We start from the raw sequence: 14,160 nt of genomic DNA on the forward strand, positions 1-14,160 counted from the left end.
GTCAGCCTAGTTGTCGCCGTGCGCTGCCTTGGGCGCCTCCAACGACGGCAGGAGCGCGGCGAGCAAGACAAGCGCGATCCCTAAGTCGATTGAAACGTCGGCGACGTTGAAAATCCAGACAAATCGAAGTTTCGAGGCATCGAACAGGTCGACGACGGCACCCAATCGAAGACGGTCGATCGCATTTCCGGCGGCTCCGGCGCCGATCAAGGCGAATCCGAAGGCGTTGATGGTCGATGTCGATCGCCGCAGGATGGATCCGAGCAGGGCCGCCGCCGCGGCAAGGCCGACGGACGCCAGCGCCCACTGCGACAACGCACCGTAGTCGGGAATGAGCCCAAATGCGTTGCTGCGATTGAACACGAGGGTGAGATCAATCGGGCCGGGCAGCTCGACGGTGGCGCCGGTTTCGAGCGATCGAAGGGCCCAAAGCTTTGTCAGCTGATCTAGCGCCAGCATCGCGAGTGCGACGCAGAACGCGACGATGCGCGAGCTTCGATATCTTCTCACGAAACCGTCTCTCGCTCCCCGGCCGCCATGGGCAACAACCCCGGTGTCACACCATAGTGTGATGGGCCGTAACGGCCAATATCTCCGACCGTATTGCACCAGCCTGGCTTTGAAGTGAGGAGCACAAGTTCGCGTCAGACGTTCTTCGCGACCTTCCGCGTTCGCGTCGGTCCGGCGCCAGCGATCGCCGGCTTGATATTCCACACCGCGCGCACGGCCGCGAAGGCGTGCGCGATCACCGGCTCCTGACGGCGGGCGGCAAGGCAGGCGAACGAGAGATCGCAGGTGAGCTTCACCCGGTCGGAGACCACGAACTGATGCGGGCGCGCCATCCGTGGCGCCAGCACGCTGTCGCGCGCGAGGCTGAGGCAGAGGCCGGATTCGACGAAGTCGATCATCGCCTCTTCCTGATCGGTGTAGCCGACCCGTTTCGGCAAGGCGCCGAGCGGACGGAAGATGTCGTCGAGCATCCGGCGATGACCGGAATGCGGCGGTGTCGCGAGCCAGGGCAGTTCGGCAAGCTCCGCCCAGTCCTTGCCGATCACCCGGTCCCGCCAGCCGATCGGCGCGATCACGCGGTAGTGGTAGCTGAGCAGCGGCGCCAGCTGGTAGCGGCCGTCGGCGATGGTTCGCTCGGCGAAGCTGTGATGGTTGAGCTGCTCCGGCGGCGTGGCGTCGACATAGTAGCCGACGTCGAGCTCGCCCCGGCCGATCTGCGCCAGCACGTCGTCGCTGACGCCATGGCGCAGAAACACTTCGGTGCGTTGCGAGGACATTGCAAGGCTGCGCACGAACGGCCCGAGCCGGGTGAATTCGGGGTCGAGAATGGTGCCGACGCGCAGCGTGCCGCGCTGCGCCTCGTTCAGCGAGTCCGCCATCGCCTTGAAGTCGGATGCCGCGGCCACCGCCCGGTGCGCCAGCGGCAGCAGCGCGGCGCCGGCCTCGGTCAGCGTGAAGCCGCTGGGTGTGCGGTTGAACAGCTGCAGCCCGGTGCTTTCCTCCAGCGCCTTGAGTTGCAGGCTGACCGCCGGCTGGGTCAGTTTCAGCATCGCTGCAGCGCGCGATACAGTGCCCTCACGGGCAACCGTGATGAAGCAACGCAAGGCCTGGGTACGGGGAAGCTCGGTCATTGTGTGAGCTTATAGCACACTTTTCCTGCCGTGCATCCGACCTTGTCGCGTGATTATAATACAACCAATGCGAGAAATCAGGATGGCCGCCACGCAACCATGCCTGCGGTGCGCGCCCGCACCTCCGGCGAGGCAAGGCAGGTCGCGACCGCTTCATAGCCCACCGCACCGGGCACCGGCGTGACGCAGATCGGCCGGCTGTGATTGGCGGGGCACAGGATGATCGCTTCATCGTCGCCGACCGCGTCGAGGTCCAGGATCGCGTTGGAGCGTGTGAGGAAGAACAGCGGCCGCGCCTCGGGCCCGCGGCGGCGCAGATGCGCGATCACGGCTTCCTGGCTGGCCGCATCGAGCCCCTGCTCGAGCATGTCGATCACCAGGATGCTGTCGCCGTCGGCCTCGAGAGCGGCGAGCAGGGTGGTCAGTGCGGCTGAGTCCACCGCGCCGTCGGCGAGCAGGGCGGCAAGGCTCGCCTCGACCCTTGCCTTGTGCGCCGGGTCGGCATCGAGCCGCGCACGAACGGAAGCGCCGCCGTCGGCGGTGCGGTCCAGCCCCACGAATCTGGCGTCGGGCAGCACTTCGGCGAGCCGCTGTGCGAGGCGCGTCTTGCCGCTGCCGAGCGGGCCGACGATGTAGTTCAGCAGCTTGATGTCACGCAGTTCGAAGCGCTCGCCGCCCCACGGCCACGGCAGATCGAACGCGACGCCGATCGCCGGCCGCGCCCTGACCGCACCGATGAGATCGCGCGTCGCGGGCATCTTGCCGCGGCCGAGGTCGGCGCGCAGCCGGCGCACCCTGGCGATGCTGTCGCCGGATTGGCGCATCCGTGCTTCGAGCGTGGCCTCGTGCGCGGCCAGCACGCGATCGAGGATCACGGCGTCGCCGCTCAGGATTCGCGCCACTTCATTGATGCTGAGGCCGAGCGCGCGCAGCGCGACGATTTCGGCGCCGCGCGCCATCTCGGCCGCACCATAGGCGCGCCATCCCGCCGGCGTGCGGCCGGGGGCGATCAGGCCGCGCTCCTCGTAGAGGCGCAGCGCTTTCGCCGAGATCCCGAGCTGCCGTGCAGCTTCGGACGGACTGAGGAAACGGGCAGCAGGAGCATTCATCGAATCACCTCGCGTCGTCTGACCGCGCTTCTATGGAGGCGGCCGCAGGGGCAAGGTCAAGCGGGGAGGGTGGTGATTTCGCATCGGGTGGAGTGAGGTGAGCACGCTGCTGAGGCTCCCTCTCCCGCAAGGGGGGAGGGAATCCTACCGCCGGTGCGTCCCTTACGCGCGCGTTGCGCGAGAATGCGAAGCTGCGTCCTCATCCACAACTGTCATCGCCCGGCTCGACCGGGCGATCCAGTACGCCGCGGCTTCTCGGCTCAAGCACTGCTGTTTCTGGAATACTGGATCACCCGCATGCGCGGGTGATGACACCGAACAAGCTGTTTGACGGTGGAGTCGAGACCTATCCTCATCGTCGTCCTGGCCTTCGCCAGGACGACAGCGGTGTTTCTGGCGAGCACCATCACCGATCGCAGCCACCCTCACTCCAGATGGTTCACCTTCGCCACCCAGGCGCGGACGTCGGTGAGCACTTCGGGCAGCGCGGCCTTGACCTCCTGCACGTTCATGCCGGGCTTGATGCGGGGGTCGTAGAGCAGGTTGAGCAAATATTGGTCGTAGACGTCGAAAAAGCCCATCGAGACGCTGTCGTTGAACATGGTCCACGGCACGGACGCGGTGTCGTTGATCGGGCCGAGCGACTGCAACAGCTCCTCATAGGCGCAGTCGAGGAAGACGAAATCGCCATTGTCGACGGTGAGGATGACGTCGGAATGCTCGATCTCGTAATTCTCGTTCTTGCGGAAGCCCGACAGGCACTGCGGATCGAGCGAGGCGCGGATCTCCTTGGCGCGCTCCTGGCCGTAGAAGGTCGCGATCGTGCGGTAGAGCTCGCGGTCGCGCACCAGCTTGACCACGACATTGGCCGCGTCGTTGTTATCGGTCATCGCGATGTCGAGATGCTGCACCTTGGCTCGGATGTCGGCGATGACCTTGGAGAGCTGGACCTTGCGGTCGGCGCGGTTGCCGTCGGCGAACACGCGCACCGGTCTGTCGTATTTGCGGATGCGGTCGACCCGACCGGCGAGATGATATTCGGCGCCGAACGCGGTTTTCAGAAAGCCCTCGACGATCTCGGCGTCGGTGAAGACCTTCTTCTCGTTGCGCTGGCGCGAGGCGATGGCCGGAATCTCGGCGCCCATTGCCGGTACGATGGCGTCGGTGAGCGAAGTGGCGAGCGCCGCGGCGAGCAGCAGCAGGATAAGCGAGCAATGTTGGCGCATTCGAACCACGCTGCCGCAATGCGCCCGGCAGCGCAAGGCAAGATCAGCGATCTCGCCGCATGGAAGCGCCTGGTTCCGTTGAAATCGACGCGATCAGTTCTTCACCACCACTGTGGCGCCGACCGAGACGCGATCATAGAGGTCCTTGACGTCCTCATTGGTCATCCGGAAGCAGCCCGACGAGACCGCCTGGCCGATCGTCTCGGGTTCGTTGGAGCCGTGGATGCGGTACAGCGTCGAGCCGAGATACATTGCGCGCGCGCCGAGCGGGTTCTCGATGCCGCCGGCCATGTGGCGCGGCAGATCGGGGCGGCGGCGCAGCATGTCCGAGGGCGGCGTCCAGGACGGCCATTCCTTCTTCGCGGAGATGCGGTGCACACCGCTCCAGCGGAAGCCGTCGCGACCGACGCCGATGCCGTAGCGCAGCGCCTGGCCGTTCGCCATCACCAGATAGAGCCGGCGCTCGGCGGTGTTCACCACGATGGTGCCGGGGGCGTAGTTGGTCTCGTAGTTGACGGTGGTGCGCGGGATCGGGCTTGCGCCGCCACCGCCGAAGAAGCTCGGGGCTTCGGACTGGTAGCCGCGGGAATCGAAGAACTGGGCGTGGGCCTGGCCGGCACCTGCCAGGATCGTGAGCGCGGCAAACATCAAGGCAATCGGGCGCATCGTCATCGTCCTCGCGAACAATCAAATATGCAGCTAAAAAGGCCACAATCGCCGGCCTTTCGCAAGCGACGAAGCTGTGACATCAGCCATTTTCCGACAACACGGTTTAAAAAGGCAACAGACCGTAAGCGATAGCTGCATTGTCCCGCCAAACCTTTGACGAAGCGGCTGAAGAATGGTTGATCTGGAGCGTTTTCAAGCGAAGTGGGGACCGGTTCGCGTCAAGAAAACGCGACCAAACAAAAGGATGAGAGCATGATCCGATTCAATCGGATTGGATCATGCTCTGAAGCGACCTCAAGAACATCTCGAAACGGGAGCGTGAGCATGAACGGTGCGGAAAGTCTGGTGCGGACGTTGGTCGCGGGCGGCGTGGACGTCTGCTTTACCAATCCGGGCACCTCGGAGATGCATTTCGTCGCAGCACTGGACAAGGTGCCCGGCATGCGCTGCGTGCTCGGCCTGTTCGAAGGTGTGGTGACCGGTGCGGCCGACGGCTACTTCCGCATGAAGGGAACGCCGGCCTCGACGCTGCTGCATCTCGGGCCCGGCCTTGCCAACGGCCTCGCCAATCTGCACAACGCCAAGAAGGCGCATTCCGGCATCGTCAACATCGTCGGCCAGCACGCCACCTATCACATCGAATACAACGCACCGCTGACGTCCGACATCGAAGGCCTGGCACGGCCGATGTCGGCCTGGGTGCGCACCTCGCCGGACGCCAAGTCGGTCGCCCGTGATGGCGCCGCCGCGATCGCCGCGGCCAGCGGCGCGCCGCCGCAGGTTGCGACCTTGATCCTGCCTGCCGACACCGCGTGGAACGAGGCCGACGGGGTGGCCCAGGTGCCTGTGGAATCGCAGCGCCGGAACTATTCGCCACAGGCCGTCGAGAGCGCCGCCAAGGTGCTGCGCAGCGGTGAACCGACATTGCTGCTGATGACCGGCAGCGCGGTGACAGAGCCGGGGCTGGCGCTGGCGGCGCAGATCGCCGGCAAGACCGGCTGCAAGGTCATGGGTCAGCTGGCGAGCCCGCGGATGGCGCGCGGGCGCGGGCGGTTTTCGATCGAGCGGGTGCCTTACGTGGTCGAGCTGGCGCTCGCGGCGCTGAAGGGCTTTCGGCACATCGTTCTCGTCGAAGCCAACGAACCCGTCGCGTTCTTCGCCTATCCGAACAAGCCGAGCCTGCTGAAGCCGGAGGGATGCGAGGTGCATCGCATGACCTCGAGCGGGGAGAATTCGGTGGCGGCGCTGCAGGCACTGGCCTCGGCGGTTGGCGCCAAGCCGGCCGATGTGAAGCCGCAGGCGACCGTCGAACTGGTGAAGCCGACCGGTGCCTTGAATCACGCGTCGATCGCCCAGGCGATCGCGGCTGCGGTTCCTGACAATGCCATCCTGGTCGACGAATCCATCACGACCGGGCGCGGTTTCTTTCCGCTGACGGCGAGCGCCGCTCCGCACGACTGGATTCAGAACCTGGGCGGCTCGATCGGCTATTCGACGCCGGTCGCGACCGGCGCCGCGATCGCCTGTCCGGACCGCAAGGTGATCTGCATGGTCGGCGATGGCAGCGCGATGTACACGATCCAGTCGCTGTGGACGCAGGCGCGCGAAGGGCTCAACATCGTCACCATCGTGTTCGCCAATCGCATGTACCAGATCCTGCGCGGCGAGTTCGATGGCGTCGGCGCCGGCGAACCGGGCAAGCGGGCGCAGGACATGCTGAGGATCGACAGCCCGACGCTGGATTTCGTCGCGCTCGGCAAGAGCATGGGCGTGCCGGGCCGGGCGGTGACCACCGCGGACGAGTTCAACAAGGCCTTGGCGGAAGCCATCGCCGAGCCGGGCCCGCGGCTGATCGAAGTGCAGGTGTAGCAGCGCTGTTGCGGGGCCGCGGCGGCGGCCGAGCATGATCCGGACCGGAACGGCCGCGTTAGCGCAAAGTGCGAAGCGGTTTTCCCTGCGACAAACGCGATGCGTTTGCGCGGAGATCATGCTCAAACAAGAAGCTAAAGCGCGATGATGGACCAACCTGATCTCATCGCGCTTTAGTCCAGTCGGAGGCGCCAATGCAGACCGAGCTGAACAAGGTGATCGCCGCCGTGCAGGAGTTTTATGCGCAGGAGGCCTTCCTGCTGGAGCGCGATCTCGGCGAGCGAACGCTCACTCACCGGCTGGCGGTCTATGTCGAGCGGCAGTTTCCCGGCTGGCAGGTCGACTGCAACTATGATCGGCTCGGCGAGCGCACGCTGCGGCTGCCGCGCGGCTCGGGGAGCTCGACCGACGACCATCTCGGCAAGTCGATCTATCCCGATATCGTCGTGCATCAGCGTGACATCCCGAACAATCTCCTGGCCATCGAGCTGCGCAAGGACAGCAACCACCAGCCGCTCGAGCACGACCAGCGCAAGCTGCAGGCGCTGACCGATCCGAATGTCTGGTTTGCCTATGCAATGGGCGTTCTGGTGATCGTCGGACAGCACGGCGTGAGCCATTCCGAAATCTATGCCGGCGGCGCTGTCGACAGCGCCACGTCGCGCTGGTTTGCGGAGCGCCTACGCGAGAGCGGGCTCGCGGGCAGGCGCGACGATGGTGCCCAGCATTGACTCTACCGCGATGAATATTGCTCTGCATCGCAGTGATAGCCCGTTTGGATCATGCGTTGCCGCTGCACGCGCGTCACAACAGGAGGCGCGGGAGGTGGAGCAATTCCTGGAGCTGGTAGTCAATTTTCAGAACGATCCGATGGCGGTGCGGATTATCGGCTCTGCGCCTCTTTCGCTCCCTCTCCCGCACTTGAATTCGCTGGTCCAATTCTCACGGCCCAAACACTCACTGCCCCAACAATCACCGCCCCAAGCGGTCGGCGCATTTGATTGCGACGTGACGGGCGAGGCGGCATCCGCACCGAGACAGCAAGCAAAAAGGCCGCCTTCGGGGCGGCCTTTTCCGTGATCGCTGGATTCGTGATCGGCTACCGCGATTATTTCTGTTTATTGCTTGGCCGCATCGTCGCCGGTCGTGGCGCCAGCCTTGGTACCTCCCTTGACGCCCCCCTTGGCGCTCGATTTCTTGGCGGTCTTCGCTTTCTTCTTCGGCGCCATCTTGGTCGCCTCGCCTTTGGTCGCCGTGTCGCCGCTTTGCGCTGCGGGGGCCGGGCTGGCGGCCTTGTCCTGCGCGAGTGCGATGGACGAGACGAAGGCAAGCGCCGTGGCGGCGAGGATCAGTGTTCGCATCGGATGGTTCTCCCAAGTTGGTTTCCGGCGCCCCTCAACGGGACAGAATGTCGCAGGTTCCGCGACCCCGATCAGCAGTCCGTGAGCTGTGCGTGAACGGCGCTGCCGCTTCGAGATGGGCGGAACCGGCAACCGCGAGCCGCGTTATGTCGCTGGGCAGGAGTTCCGAGGAGAGACGCCATGCGCTGGCGGTCAATGACGGAAACCACCAACACGGTGCTCGACACCGCCCCCGAGGATACCTTCTACACGGTGGGCTGGACCATCAGCGGACTGGCGACACTGGCCACCATCGTCGCGGTCTGGATGTTCGGGATCTGAGGCGAGCGATCCGTGCGGGCAACCGGCTTGCCGGCGCCGGCAGGCGGTCGCGGCCTGCGCCGTCAGCTATTTCCGCAAAATGGCCAGCGCTTCCCGGTAAAGCTGCGAGAAACCTAGCAGGAGCGCGCTCGACAGCAGGAACGTCGCGATGCTGTCATAATCGTCGGCCGTCGGCCAGGCGAACTCGAAATAGGGGGGCATGAACACCCACCAGACGATCGGCACCGTGATGATGGTGGCAAAGGCGCCGGCCGGTGCGCCGCCCATCAGCCCGGCGATCAGGATCGCCGGCACGAAGGCCGCGAAATAGAACTGCATGCCGAAGCTTGCGAACATCTCCTGCGTCGCGGTGGCGAGCACCACGGCCAACAGGGCGACGACGAACGTCGACAATGACCAAGGCCGCAGCTTCAGAATGTAGTCGTTGCCCTTGCGCATCGAGACGTCCCGGCCTCCGCGAGTTCCGGGAAGGTAGCCGAGGAGGCCTGCAAACAAAACCCCGTAGGACTCCGAGGGTCAGCGTTGTGCTCGGCACAGTGAAAAGGAACCGTCCCGGTCAAGCCGCTGCCGCATTGTCGCGCTTATTGCATTGCGGCAGGGTGATGGTGGGACGACACAATGCTGGAACTGCTGATTGTCGTGCTGGTCACCGGGATCGGGTTCGTATCCGGATACGGCGTGCGCGAGCTGATCTCGCGCCGCAGACGGCGGTTTCCTCTTGGCGTTCACGCGCCGAAGGTTGGCGCCGCGCGGCATTGGGCACGGAGACGGCACGATGATGACGCCGACGCGCTCCTCGCCGCAAACGACGACATCTCCGCCGGTAACCTGCGACAGCCGCCCGGCACGCAGCAGGCCGGTCCCGCCACTCCGCCCGACGAACTCGACGGCGAGGTTCGCGACCTGCTCGGCGAACTCGGACGGCGCACCGCCAAGCCGCCATCCGCCTCGCACCGCCGCCGGCAGTAAACCGGAACGGCGCGGCGAACGGCGGTCAAGCGCCGCGACGGCTTGCGTCGGCTACTTTGCATGGGGTTGTTTTCGACATTTTTGATGAGGCGCGGTCCCGAAGGGCAGCAGAATGTCGACAATCGTCCGCAACCGACGGTTCAGGAAGGGGATGGTGGACGCACAAGGGATCGAACCTTGGACCTCTCCCGTGTGAAGGGAACGCTCTCCCGCTGAGCTATGCGTCCGGGATGTGACGTGCCAATGGCCGCTGGTCGGCGGCCGGTCGAAAAGTGGCGCTTCGTCAGAGCGTGCGATTTACGAAGTGGCGGGTAGGGGTGTCAAGCCAAACCCTGCGGGAATCAGGCGCCTTGCTGGCGGGCGCGGGAGGCGTGTGACTGCAGTGCCCGGATGCGCTCGGCGAGCGTGCCGCCGCCTTCGGGCATCCCGCTGCCCGGCGGGACGCCATTGGCGACACCGTTGGCGGGCTTGGCGGCCGCCTTGGCCGGCACCGTCGGCTCCGTCGCCAGCATGGCCTCGATCGCCGAATTGGGGCCCTCGAGCTGGATCGCGAGCTTGGCCACCTCGGCGGCGATGTCGTTGATGCGCTCGCGCAGCAGCGCGTTCTCCATCCGCTCGGTCGCCCAGGAGCTCTCGGCCTGCTGCTGGATCGCGTTGATGTCGCGCTGCAGCTTGCCGCGATCGTCGCGGGCGATGCGCAGCTGCTCCTCGACCGCCGCCTTCTCCTGGCGCAGTCTCTCGAGCACGGACGATTTGCCGCCGCTGGTCGCAGCGATCTCCTCGCGCAGCTCCTGCACGGTCCGCTCGGCGGCGGCGTTGGCCTGCTTGAGCTGGCCGTTCTCGAATTCGCGTTCGGCAAGCAGCTTGCCCTGGGTCGCAAGCCGGGTCTCGAGGTCGGTGACGCGGTTACCGAGCATCTCGGCTTCCTTGACCTGGACGATCAGCTGGCGGTCGAGATCAGTGACCCGCTGGCTCAGATTCTCGACCCGGCCGCGCGCGTCGGTGAGCTCGCGCGTTGCGGTCTCCGACTGGTTGCGCTCCTGGGCGAGGCGGGCTTCGGTTGCGGCGAACTCCCTGGCGGCATCGCCGACACGGTTCTTCAACTCCTCGACCTGGGTCCGCACCGCGACCAGTTCGATCTGGCGGCTGTCCGCCGTCATCGAGCGGTCGCTGAGCTCGGCGTTGATCTTGCCAAGCTCGCCTTGCTTGTCGGTGAGCGCCTGCTCGGCGTTGCGCAACAGCTCGGTCTTGGCGGAAAACTCTTCCTCGGTGGCGCGAAGCTGCTCCTTCATCGCCTTCTCGCGCGCCTCCAGCGCGAAGATCGCGGCGTTCTTCTCGCCGAGCTCGATCTTCATGCGGTTGATCGCATCGGTCTTCTTGCCGAGCTCGGCGAGCTGGCTCGTGGTCTTGCTCTTGAGCTGATCGACGCTCATCTCGAGCCGGCGGGCCGACATGGCGAATTCGGCGCGGAGCTGGTCCTTGTCGGCCTGGATCTCGGCCATCGACAGCGGGGTGGCCGCCTCCATGCGGCGCGTGGTCAGCCGCACCGCCCGGTTATGCACCAGCGGAACGATCATCAGGCCACACAGCATCGAGATCAGGAAACCGATCGCCGCGTACATGATCGGCTCGATCATGAAGGGTCACTCCAAAGAAAGAAGGAATTTGTTAATCACAATGCCACGGCGGGCCGGCCAAAGGCCAGCCCGTTTGCCGCGTTAACCTGAATCGCTAACCGTCCCGGAGCGCCCGGCACAATCGCCCGATCGGCGCAGCGACCTAGAACGGGTTCCAGGTCGCGCGCGGGGTGAATTTGAGATAGCCGACGCTGGCACCGAGCCGCAAGCCGATGCCGGAGCGAATCGGCACCAGCACGATGTTGTTGGCGGTCAGCGCCGTCATGCCGAAGCCGCCGACGATATAGGCCGAGCCGTCGATGCCGACGAAGCGCTGATAGATGGCCTGCGTCGAGGGCAGGTTGTAGACCAGCGTCATGGTGCGGGCGCCGTCGCCACCCCAGTCGAAGCCGACCGAAGGACCCTGCCAATAGACCCGGAGGTCGCCGGCGTTCTTGGTGTAGAGCGTGCCTTCGCCATAGCGCAGCCCGGCCACGAAAGCGCCGGAGCCTTCCTCGCCGAGCACGTAACCGTTGGGCAGGCCCCATTGGCTGACCGCGCGCTCGATCACCGAGGCGAGCCCGCGCGAGACGTTGCCGAAGAACTTGTGTCCGGCGCCGACCAGTTCGTCGGGCCCGTAAGTATACGGTGTCGGCTCACGCTGCGGCGGTGGATATTGCGGTGGTGGGGGCTGCTGCGCGGACGCCCCTGCGCTCCAGCACATCAGCGCGGCAAACGCGACCGCGGCAAGGCGTGATGCGAAAGTCATTAAGAACCCCTGCTATCGAAATCCGGGCGTTGCCCTTTAACCTGATGCCAACAGGCACGGCTCTAGGTTGCGCCCGGTGTCCCCTCGACTCGGATGTTATCGGTATCAACTATGACGGCACAACGGCAGGAAAGATATGGATCGTGCCGGGGCATGGCGTTTTTCGGCCTGTTGGCGGGCATTTTGACGGCCATCGGGCCCTCTTTGCCTGTTCAGGCCACGACGACCGAGCGCGTGGTGACGAACCGCTACTCTGGTCTTGCGATCGAGGGATTCGATCCCGTCGCCTATTTCACCGATGCCGCCGCCACCCAGGGGCGGCCGGAATTCGAGGCTGCTGAAAGCGGCGTGGTCTGGCGTTTCCGTAACGAAGGCAACCGCGCCTCGTTCGTGGCGCATCCTGAAATCTATGGCCCGCAGTTCGGCGGCTATGATCCGACCGACCTGGTGCGGGGCGTGACCTGCGCGGGGAATCCGCGGTTCTGGGCCGTCGTCGGGAACAGGCTTTATCTGTTCAACCGGGAACACAGCCGCGACGCCTTCGCTGCCGATCCCGCGCGCTTCCTGAAGGAAGCCGCGGCGCGCTGGCCGGAGTTGGAAGAAAGTCTCGCGCAGTAATCACAATGCCGCGGCCGGGTCGCCCCACGCGATGAATTCCGGCACCAGAAAGTCCTCGCGGCCGAGCCCGAAATGCAATTGGCGCCCCTTCGAATCTGTCACCTTGCCGCCGGCCGCAACGACGACAGCGTGACCCGCCGCCACATCCCATTCTGATGTCGGCGACAGACGCGGATAGATATCGACCTCGCCCTCGGCGACCCGGCCGAACTTCACCGCCGAGCCCAGCACGGCGCGGACCGCGCCGCCGCGTTCGTCGATGAAGGCTTCGGTGCGCGCATCGCCGTGTGAACGGCTGACCGCAACGGTCCAGGGCGCGCCGCGTGGCGGGCAAGGACGGCTCTTGATCGGCACCGCCTGCGAAACCGCGCCATTCTGTAGCGTCAACCGCTCGGCGCCCTTGCCAACGATGCCGCGCCAGATCAGCCCCAGCGCGGGCGCACCGACGATGCCGAGCAGCGGCACGCCGTGCGTGACCAGCGCCACGTTGACGGTGAACTCGTCACGGCCGGCGACGAACTCCTTGGTGCCGTCGAGCGGATCGATCAGGAAGAAACTGTCCTTGTAGGGCGGCGTCGCCAGGTGGACGCGCTCCTCCGACAGCTGCGACACATGCGGCGTCAGCCGCGTCAGCCCTTCGACGATGATGTGGTCGGCGGCGAGATCGGCCTCGGTGACCGGCGATCCGTCGCTCTTGCCGGTGACGTTCATGGCGGATCGGTTGACCGCAAGAATCGCCTCGCCGGCCTGGATCACCAGTTCGGTCAGCGATTCGAGCAGCGTGGCGGCGGCTTCGCAGCCGATCAGGGACGGCTGTGCCTTATTCATGGGCGGGTCTCATATCCTGTTTGTGTTCCCTGAGATCATGATGCGATGACAAAGCATCGCATCATGATCTCATCTCCTTGTTTGAGCATGATCTTTTCGGAAAACCGGTTTCCACTTTTCCGGATCATGCTTTATCAGTCCCGCCGCAAGCTGGCAGCATCCGTCTGCGCGGTGTATCAAGCCGGCAGGCATGCGTGATTCGCACTCCTCCCGCGGCGTGCGGCTTTCCAGGAAACAATTGATGTCTGGCACTTCGTCTCCCGGTCCCGCTCCCGATGCACTCGAACTCGCGGCGCTGTTGTGCTCGCGGGTCTGTCACGATCTCATCAGTCCGGTCGGCGCGATCGTCAATGGGCTTGAGGTGCTTGACGACAATCCCAAGCCCGAAGATCGCGATTTCGCGCTCGATCTGATCCGCAAGAGCGCCAAGACCGCTTCGGCGCGGCTGCAGTTCTGCCGGCTGGCGTTCGGTGCCGCGGGTTCCTCCGGCGCGCAGATCGACCTCGGCGATGCCCAGAACATGGCGAAGGGGCATATCGAGGACGGCAAGGTGACGCTGACCTGGAATTTGCCGCGGCTGCTGCTGCCCAAGAACCGGGTCAAGCTGCTGTTGAACATGCTGGTCATCGCGCAGCAGACCATCCCGCGCGGCGGCACGCTCACCATCGATCCGGTCGGCGAGGGCGAGACGATGAGCTTCCGCATCCTGGCCGCGGGCCTCCATGCGCGGGTGCCGCAGAACATCGTCGACCTGCTCAATGCAAGCTCGTCGAACACGGTCGATGCGCATGCCGTGCAGCCGCATTACACGCGCCTCTTGGCCGAAGCCTGCGGGTTGAAAGTGACGCTCGCGCTCGACGGCGACAAGGTCATTATCGCAGCGTCCTGAACGCGGCCGCGCCAACATCATTAAGCAAAGGTTACGACCGGCCGCGCGATTCGATCGTGCGGCCTTATCTCTTTGTTGATCCCGTTCTTTTCCAATTACTCAACCAAACTTAAACGCTTTGCGGAGAAGCTGACCTAAGTTCCGGCCGGCGCGTCGATGTCGCGCGCCGCAGCGTTTTCGGCGTTTTTCGAAGGTTGGTTTCATGGACGATCTGTTGCGCGAGTTCCTGACGGAGAGCAGCGAGAGCCTGGACACGGTCGACAACCAGCTGGTGCA

General features: G+C 65.0%; 16 protein-coding genes and 1 tRNA gene. 6 read left to right on the forward strand and 11 right to left on the reverse strand.

The window, feature by feature from the left end; genetic code table 11:
- Positions 1–6: 6 nt before the first annotated feature.
- The 5 genes from lspA to JQ573_RS35655 form a co-directional block, all read right to left on the reverse strand.
- A complete protein-coding gene (gene lspA, locus JQ573_RS35635; protein ID WP_312011731.1) occupies positions 7–714 on the reverse strand; it encodes a signal peptidase II in 708 nt (235 codons plus the stop codon).
- On the reverse strand, positions 645–1,640 hold the full coding sequence (locus tag JQ573_RS35640; RefSeq protein WP_212319532.1) for a LysR family transcriptional regulator: 996 nt from the start codon (positions 1,638–1,640) through the stop codon (positions 645–647). Before JQ573_RS35640 ends, lspA begins: the two co-directional genes overlap by 70 nt.
- Positions 1,641–1,717: 77 nt before the next feature.
- The gene (locus JQ573_RS35645; RefSeq protein WP_212319534.1) at positions 1,718–2,749 is read right to left on the reverse strand and encodes a MerR family transcriptional regulator; all 1,032 of its coding nucleotides are present in this window, start codon (positions 2,747–2,749) and stop codon (positions 1,718–1,720) included.
- Positions 2,750–3,174: 425 nt separating this feature from the next.
- Positions 3,175–3,975, reverse strand: a complete 801-nt coding sequence (locus JQ573_RS35650; protein ID WP_212319536.1) for a DUF2927 domain-containing protein — start codon at positions 3,973–3,975, stop codon at positions 3,175–3,177.
- Positions 3,976–4,068: 93 nt separating this feature from the next.
- Positions 4,069–4,641 carry a L,D-transpeptidase gene (locus JQ573_RS35655; RefSeq protein ID WP_409334718.1) on the reverse strand — a complete coding sequence of 191 codons (573 nt, stop codon included), beginning with the start codon at positions 4,639–4,641 and terminating at the stop codon, positions 4,069–4,071.
- 327 nt (positions 4,642–4,968) lie between these two features.
- Here JQ573_RS35655 and JQ573_RS35660 point away from each other — a divergent pair, with 327 nt between their 5' ends.
- Both JQ573_RS35660 and JQ573_RS35665 read left to right on the forward strand, forming a co-directional pair.
- On the forward strand, positions 4,969–6,513 hold the full coding sequence (locus JQ573_RS35660) for an acetolactate synthase large subunit (RefSeq protein ID WP_212319540.1): 1,545 nt from the start codon (positions 4,969–4,971) through the stop codon (positions 6,511–6,513).
- 194 nt (positions 6,514–6,707) lie between these two features.
- The gene (locus JQ573_RS35665) at positions 6,708–7,244 is read left to right on the forward strand and encodes a hypothetical protein (RefSeq protein WP_212319542.1); all 537 of its coding nucleotides are present in this window, start codon (positions 6,708–6,710) and stop codon (positions 7,242–7,244) included.
- Positions 7,245–7,631: 387 nt separating this feature from the next.
- Here JQ573_RS35665 and JQ573_RS35670 read toward each other — a convergent pair whose 3' ends face one another.
- On the reverse strand, positions 7,632–7,874 hold the full coding sequence (locus JQ573_RS35670; protein ID WP_212319544.1) for a hypothetical protein: 243 nt from the start codon (positions 7,872–7,874) through the stop codon (positions 7,632–7,634).
- A 180-nt stretch (positions 7,875–8,054) separates the two neighbouring features.
- Here JQ573_RS35670 and JQ573_RS35675 point away from each other — a divergent pair, with 180 nt between their 5' ends.
- On the forward strand, positions 8,055–8,195 hold the full coding sequence (locus JQ573_RS35675) for a hypothetical protein (protein ID WP_171947715.1): 141 nt from the start codon (positions 8,055–8,057) through the stop codon (positions 8,193–8,195).
- A gap of 66 nt (positions 8,196–8,261) precedes the next feature.
- On the opposite strand, the gene JQ573_RS35680 is transcribed toward JQ573_RS35675, so the two are convergent.
- Positions 8,262–8,633 carry a DUF4118 domain-containing protein gene (locus tag JQ573_RS35680; RefSeq protein WP_097677242.1) on the reverse strand — a complete coding sequence of 124 codons (372 nt, stop codon included), beginning with the start codon at positions 8,631–8,633 and terminating at the stop codon, positions 8,262–8,264.
- A gap of 180 nt (positions 8,634–8,813) precedes the next feature.
- On the opposite strand from JQ573_RS35680, the gene JQ573_RS35685 reads away from it, so the two are divergent.
- A complete protein-coding gene (locus JQ573_RS35685; protein WP_212319546.1) occupies positions 8,814–9,164 on the forward strand; it encodes a hypothetical protein in 351 nt (116 codons plus the stop codon).
- A gap of 152 nt (positions 9,165–9,316) precedes the next feature.
- Here JQ573_RS35685 and JQ573_RS35690 read toward each other — a convergent pair.
- The 3 genes from JQ573_RS35690 to JQ573_RS35700 all read right to left on the reverse strand — a co-directional run bounded on the left by JQ573_RS35690 (position 9,317) and on the right by JQ573_RS35700 (position 11,549).
- A tRNA-Val gene (locus tag JQ573_RS35690) sits at positions 9,317–9,391 on the reverse strand.
- A gap of 114 nt (positions 9,392–9,505) precedes the next feature.
- The gene (locus JQ573_RS35695) at positions 9,506–10,801 is read right to left on the reverse strand and encodes a hypothetical protein (RefSeq protein ID WP_212319548.1); all 1,296 of its coding nucleotides are present in this window, start codon (positions 10,799–10,801) and stop codon (positions 9,506–9,508) included.
- A 142-nt stretch (positions 10,802–10,943) separates the two neighbouring features.
- Positions 10,944–11,549: a DUF1134 domain-containing protein gene (locus tag JQ573_RS35700; protein WP_097677239.1), complete on the reverse strand. Its 606-nt coding sequence runs from the start codon at positions 11,547–11,549 to the stop codon at positions 10,944–10,946.
- Between the two features lie 153 nt (positions 11,550–11,702).
- Between JQ573_RS35700 and JQ573_RS35705 the strand changes: the two genes are divergently transcribed.
- The gene (locus tag JQ573_RS35705) at positions 11,703–12,167 is read left to right on the forward strand and encodes a YHS domain-containing (seleno)protein (protein ID WP_212319550.1); all 465 of its coding nucleotides are present in this window, start codon (positions 11,703–11,705) and stop codon (positions 12,165–12,167) included.
- On the opposite strand, the gene cysQ is transcribed toward JQ573_RS35705, so the two are convergent.
- Positions 12,168–12,995, reverse strand: a complete 828-nt coding sequence (gene cysQ, locus JQ573_RS35710; RefSeq protein ID WP_212319552.1) for a 3'(2'),5'-bisphosphate nucleotidase CysQ — start codon at positions 12,993–12,995, stop codon at positions 12,168–12,170. It abuts the gene before it with no gap.
- A gap of 241 nt (positions 12,996–13,236) precedes the next feature.
- On the opposite strand from cysQ, the gene chpT reads away from it, so the two are divergent.
- On the forward strand, positions 13,237–13,884 hold the full coding sequence (gene chpT, locus JQ573_RS35715; RefSeq protein ID WP_212319554.1) for a histidine phosphotransferase ChpT: 648 nt from the start codon (positions 13,237–13,239) through the stop codon (positions 13,882–13,884).
- Positions 13,885–14,160 lie beyond the last annotated feature (276 nt).

Source organism: Bradyrhizobium sp. AUGA SZCCT0105, assembly GCF_018129565.1.
Lineage (GTDB): Bacteria > Pseudomonadota > Alphaproteobacteria > Rhizobiales > Xanthobacteraceae > Bradyrhizobium.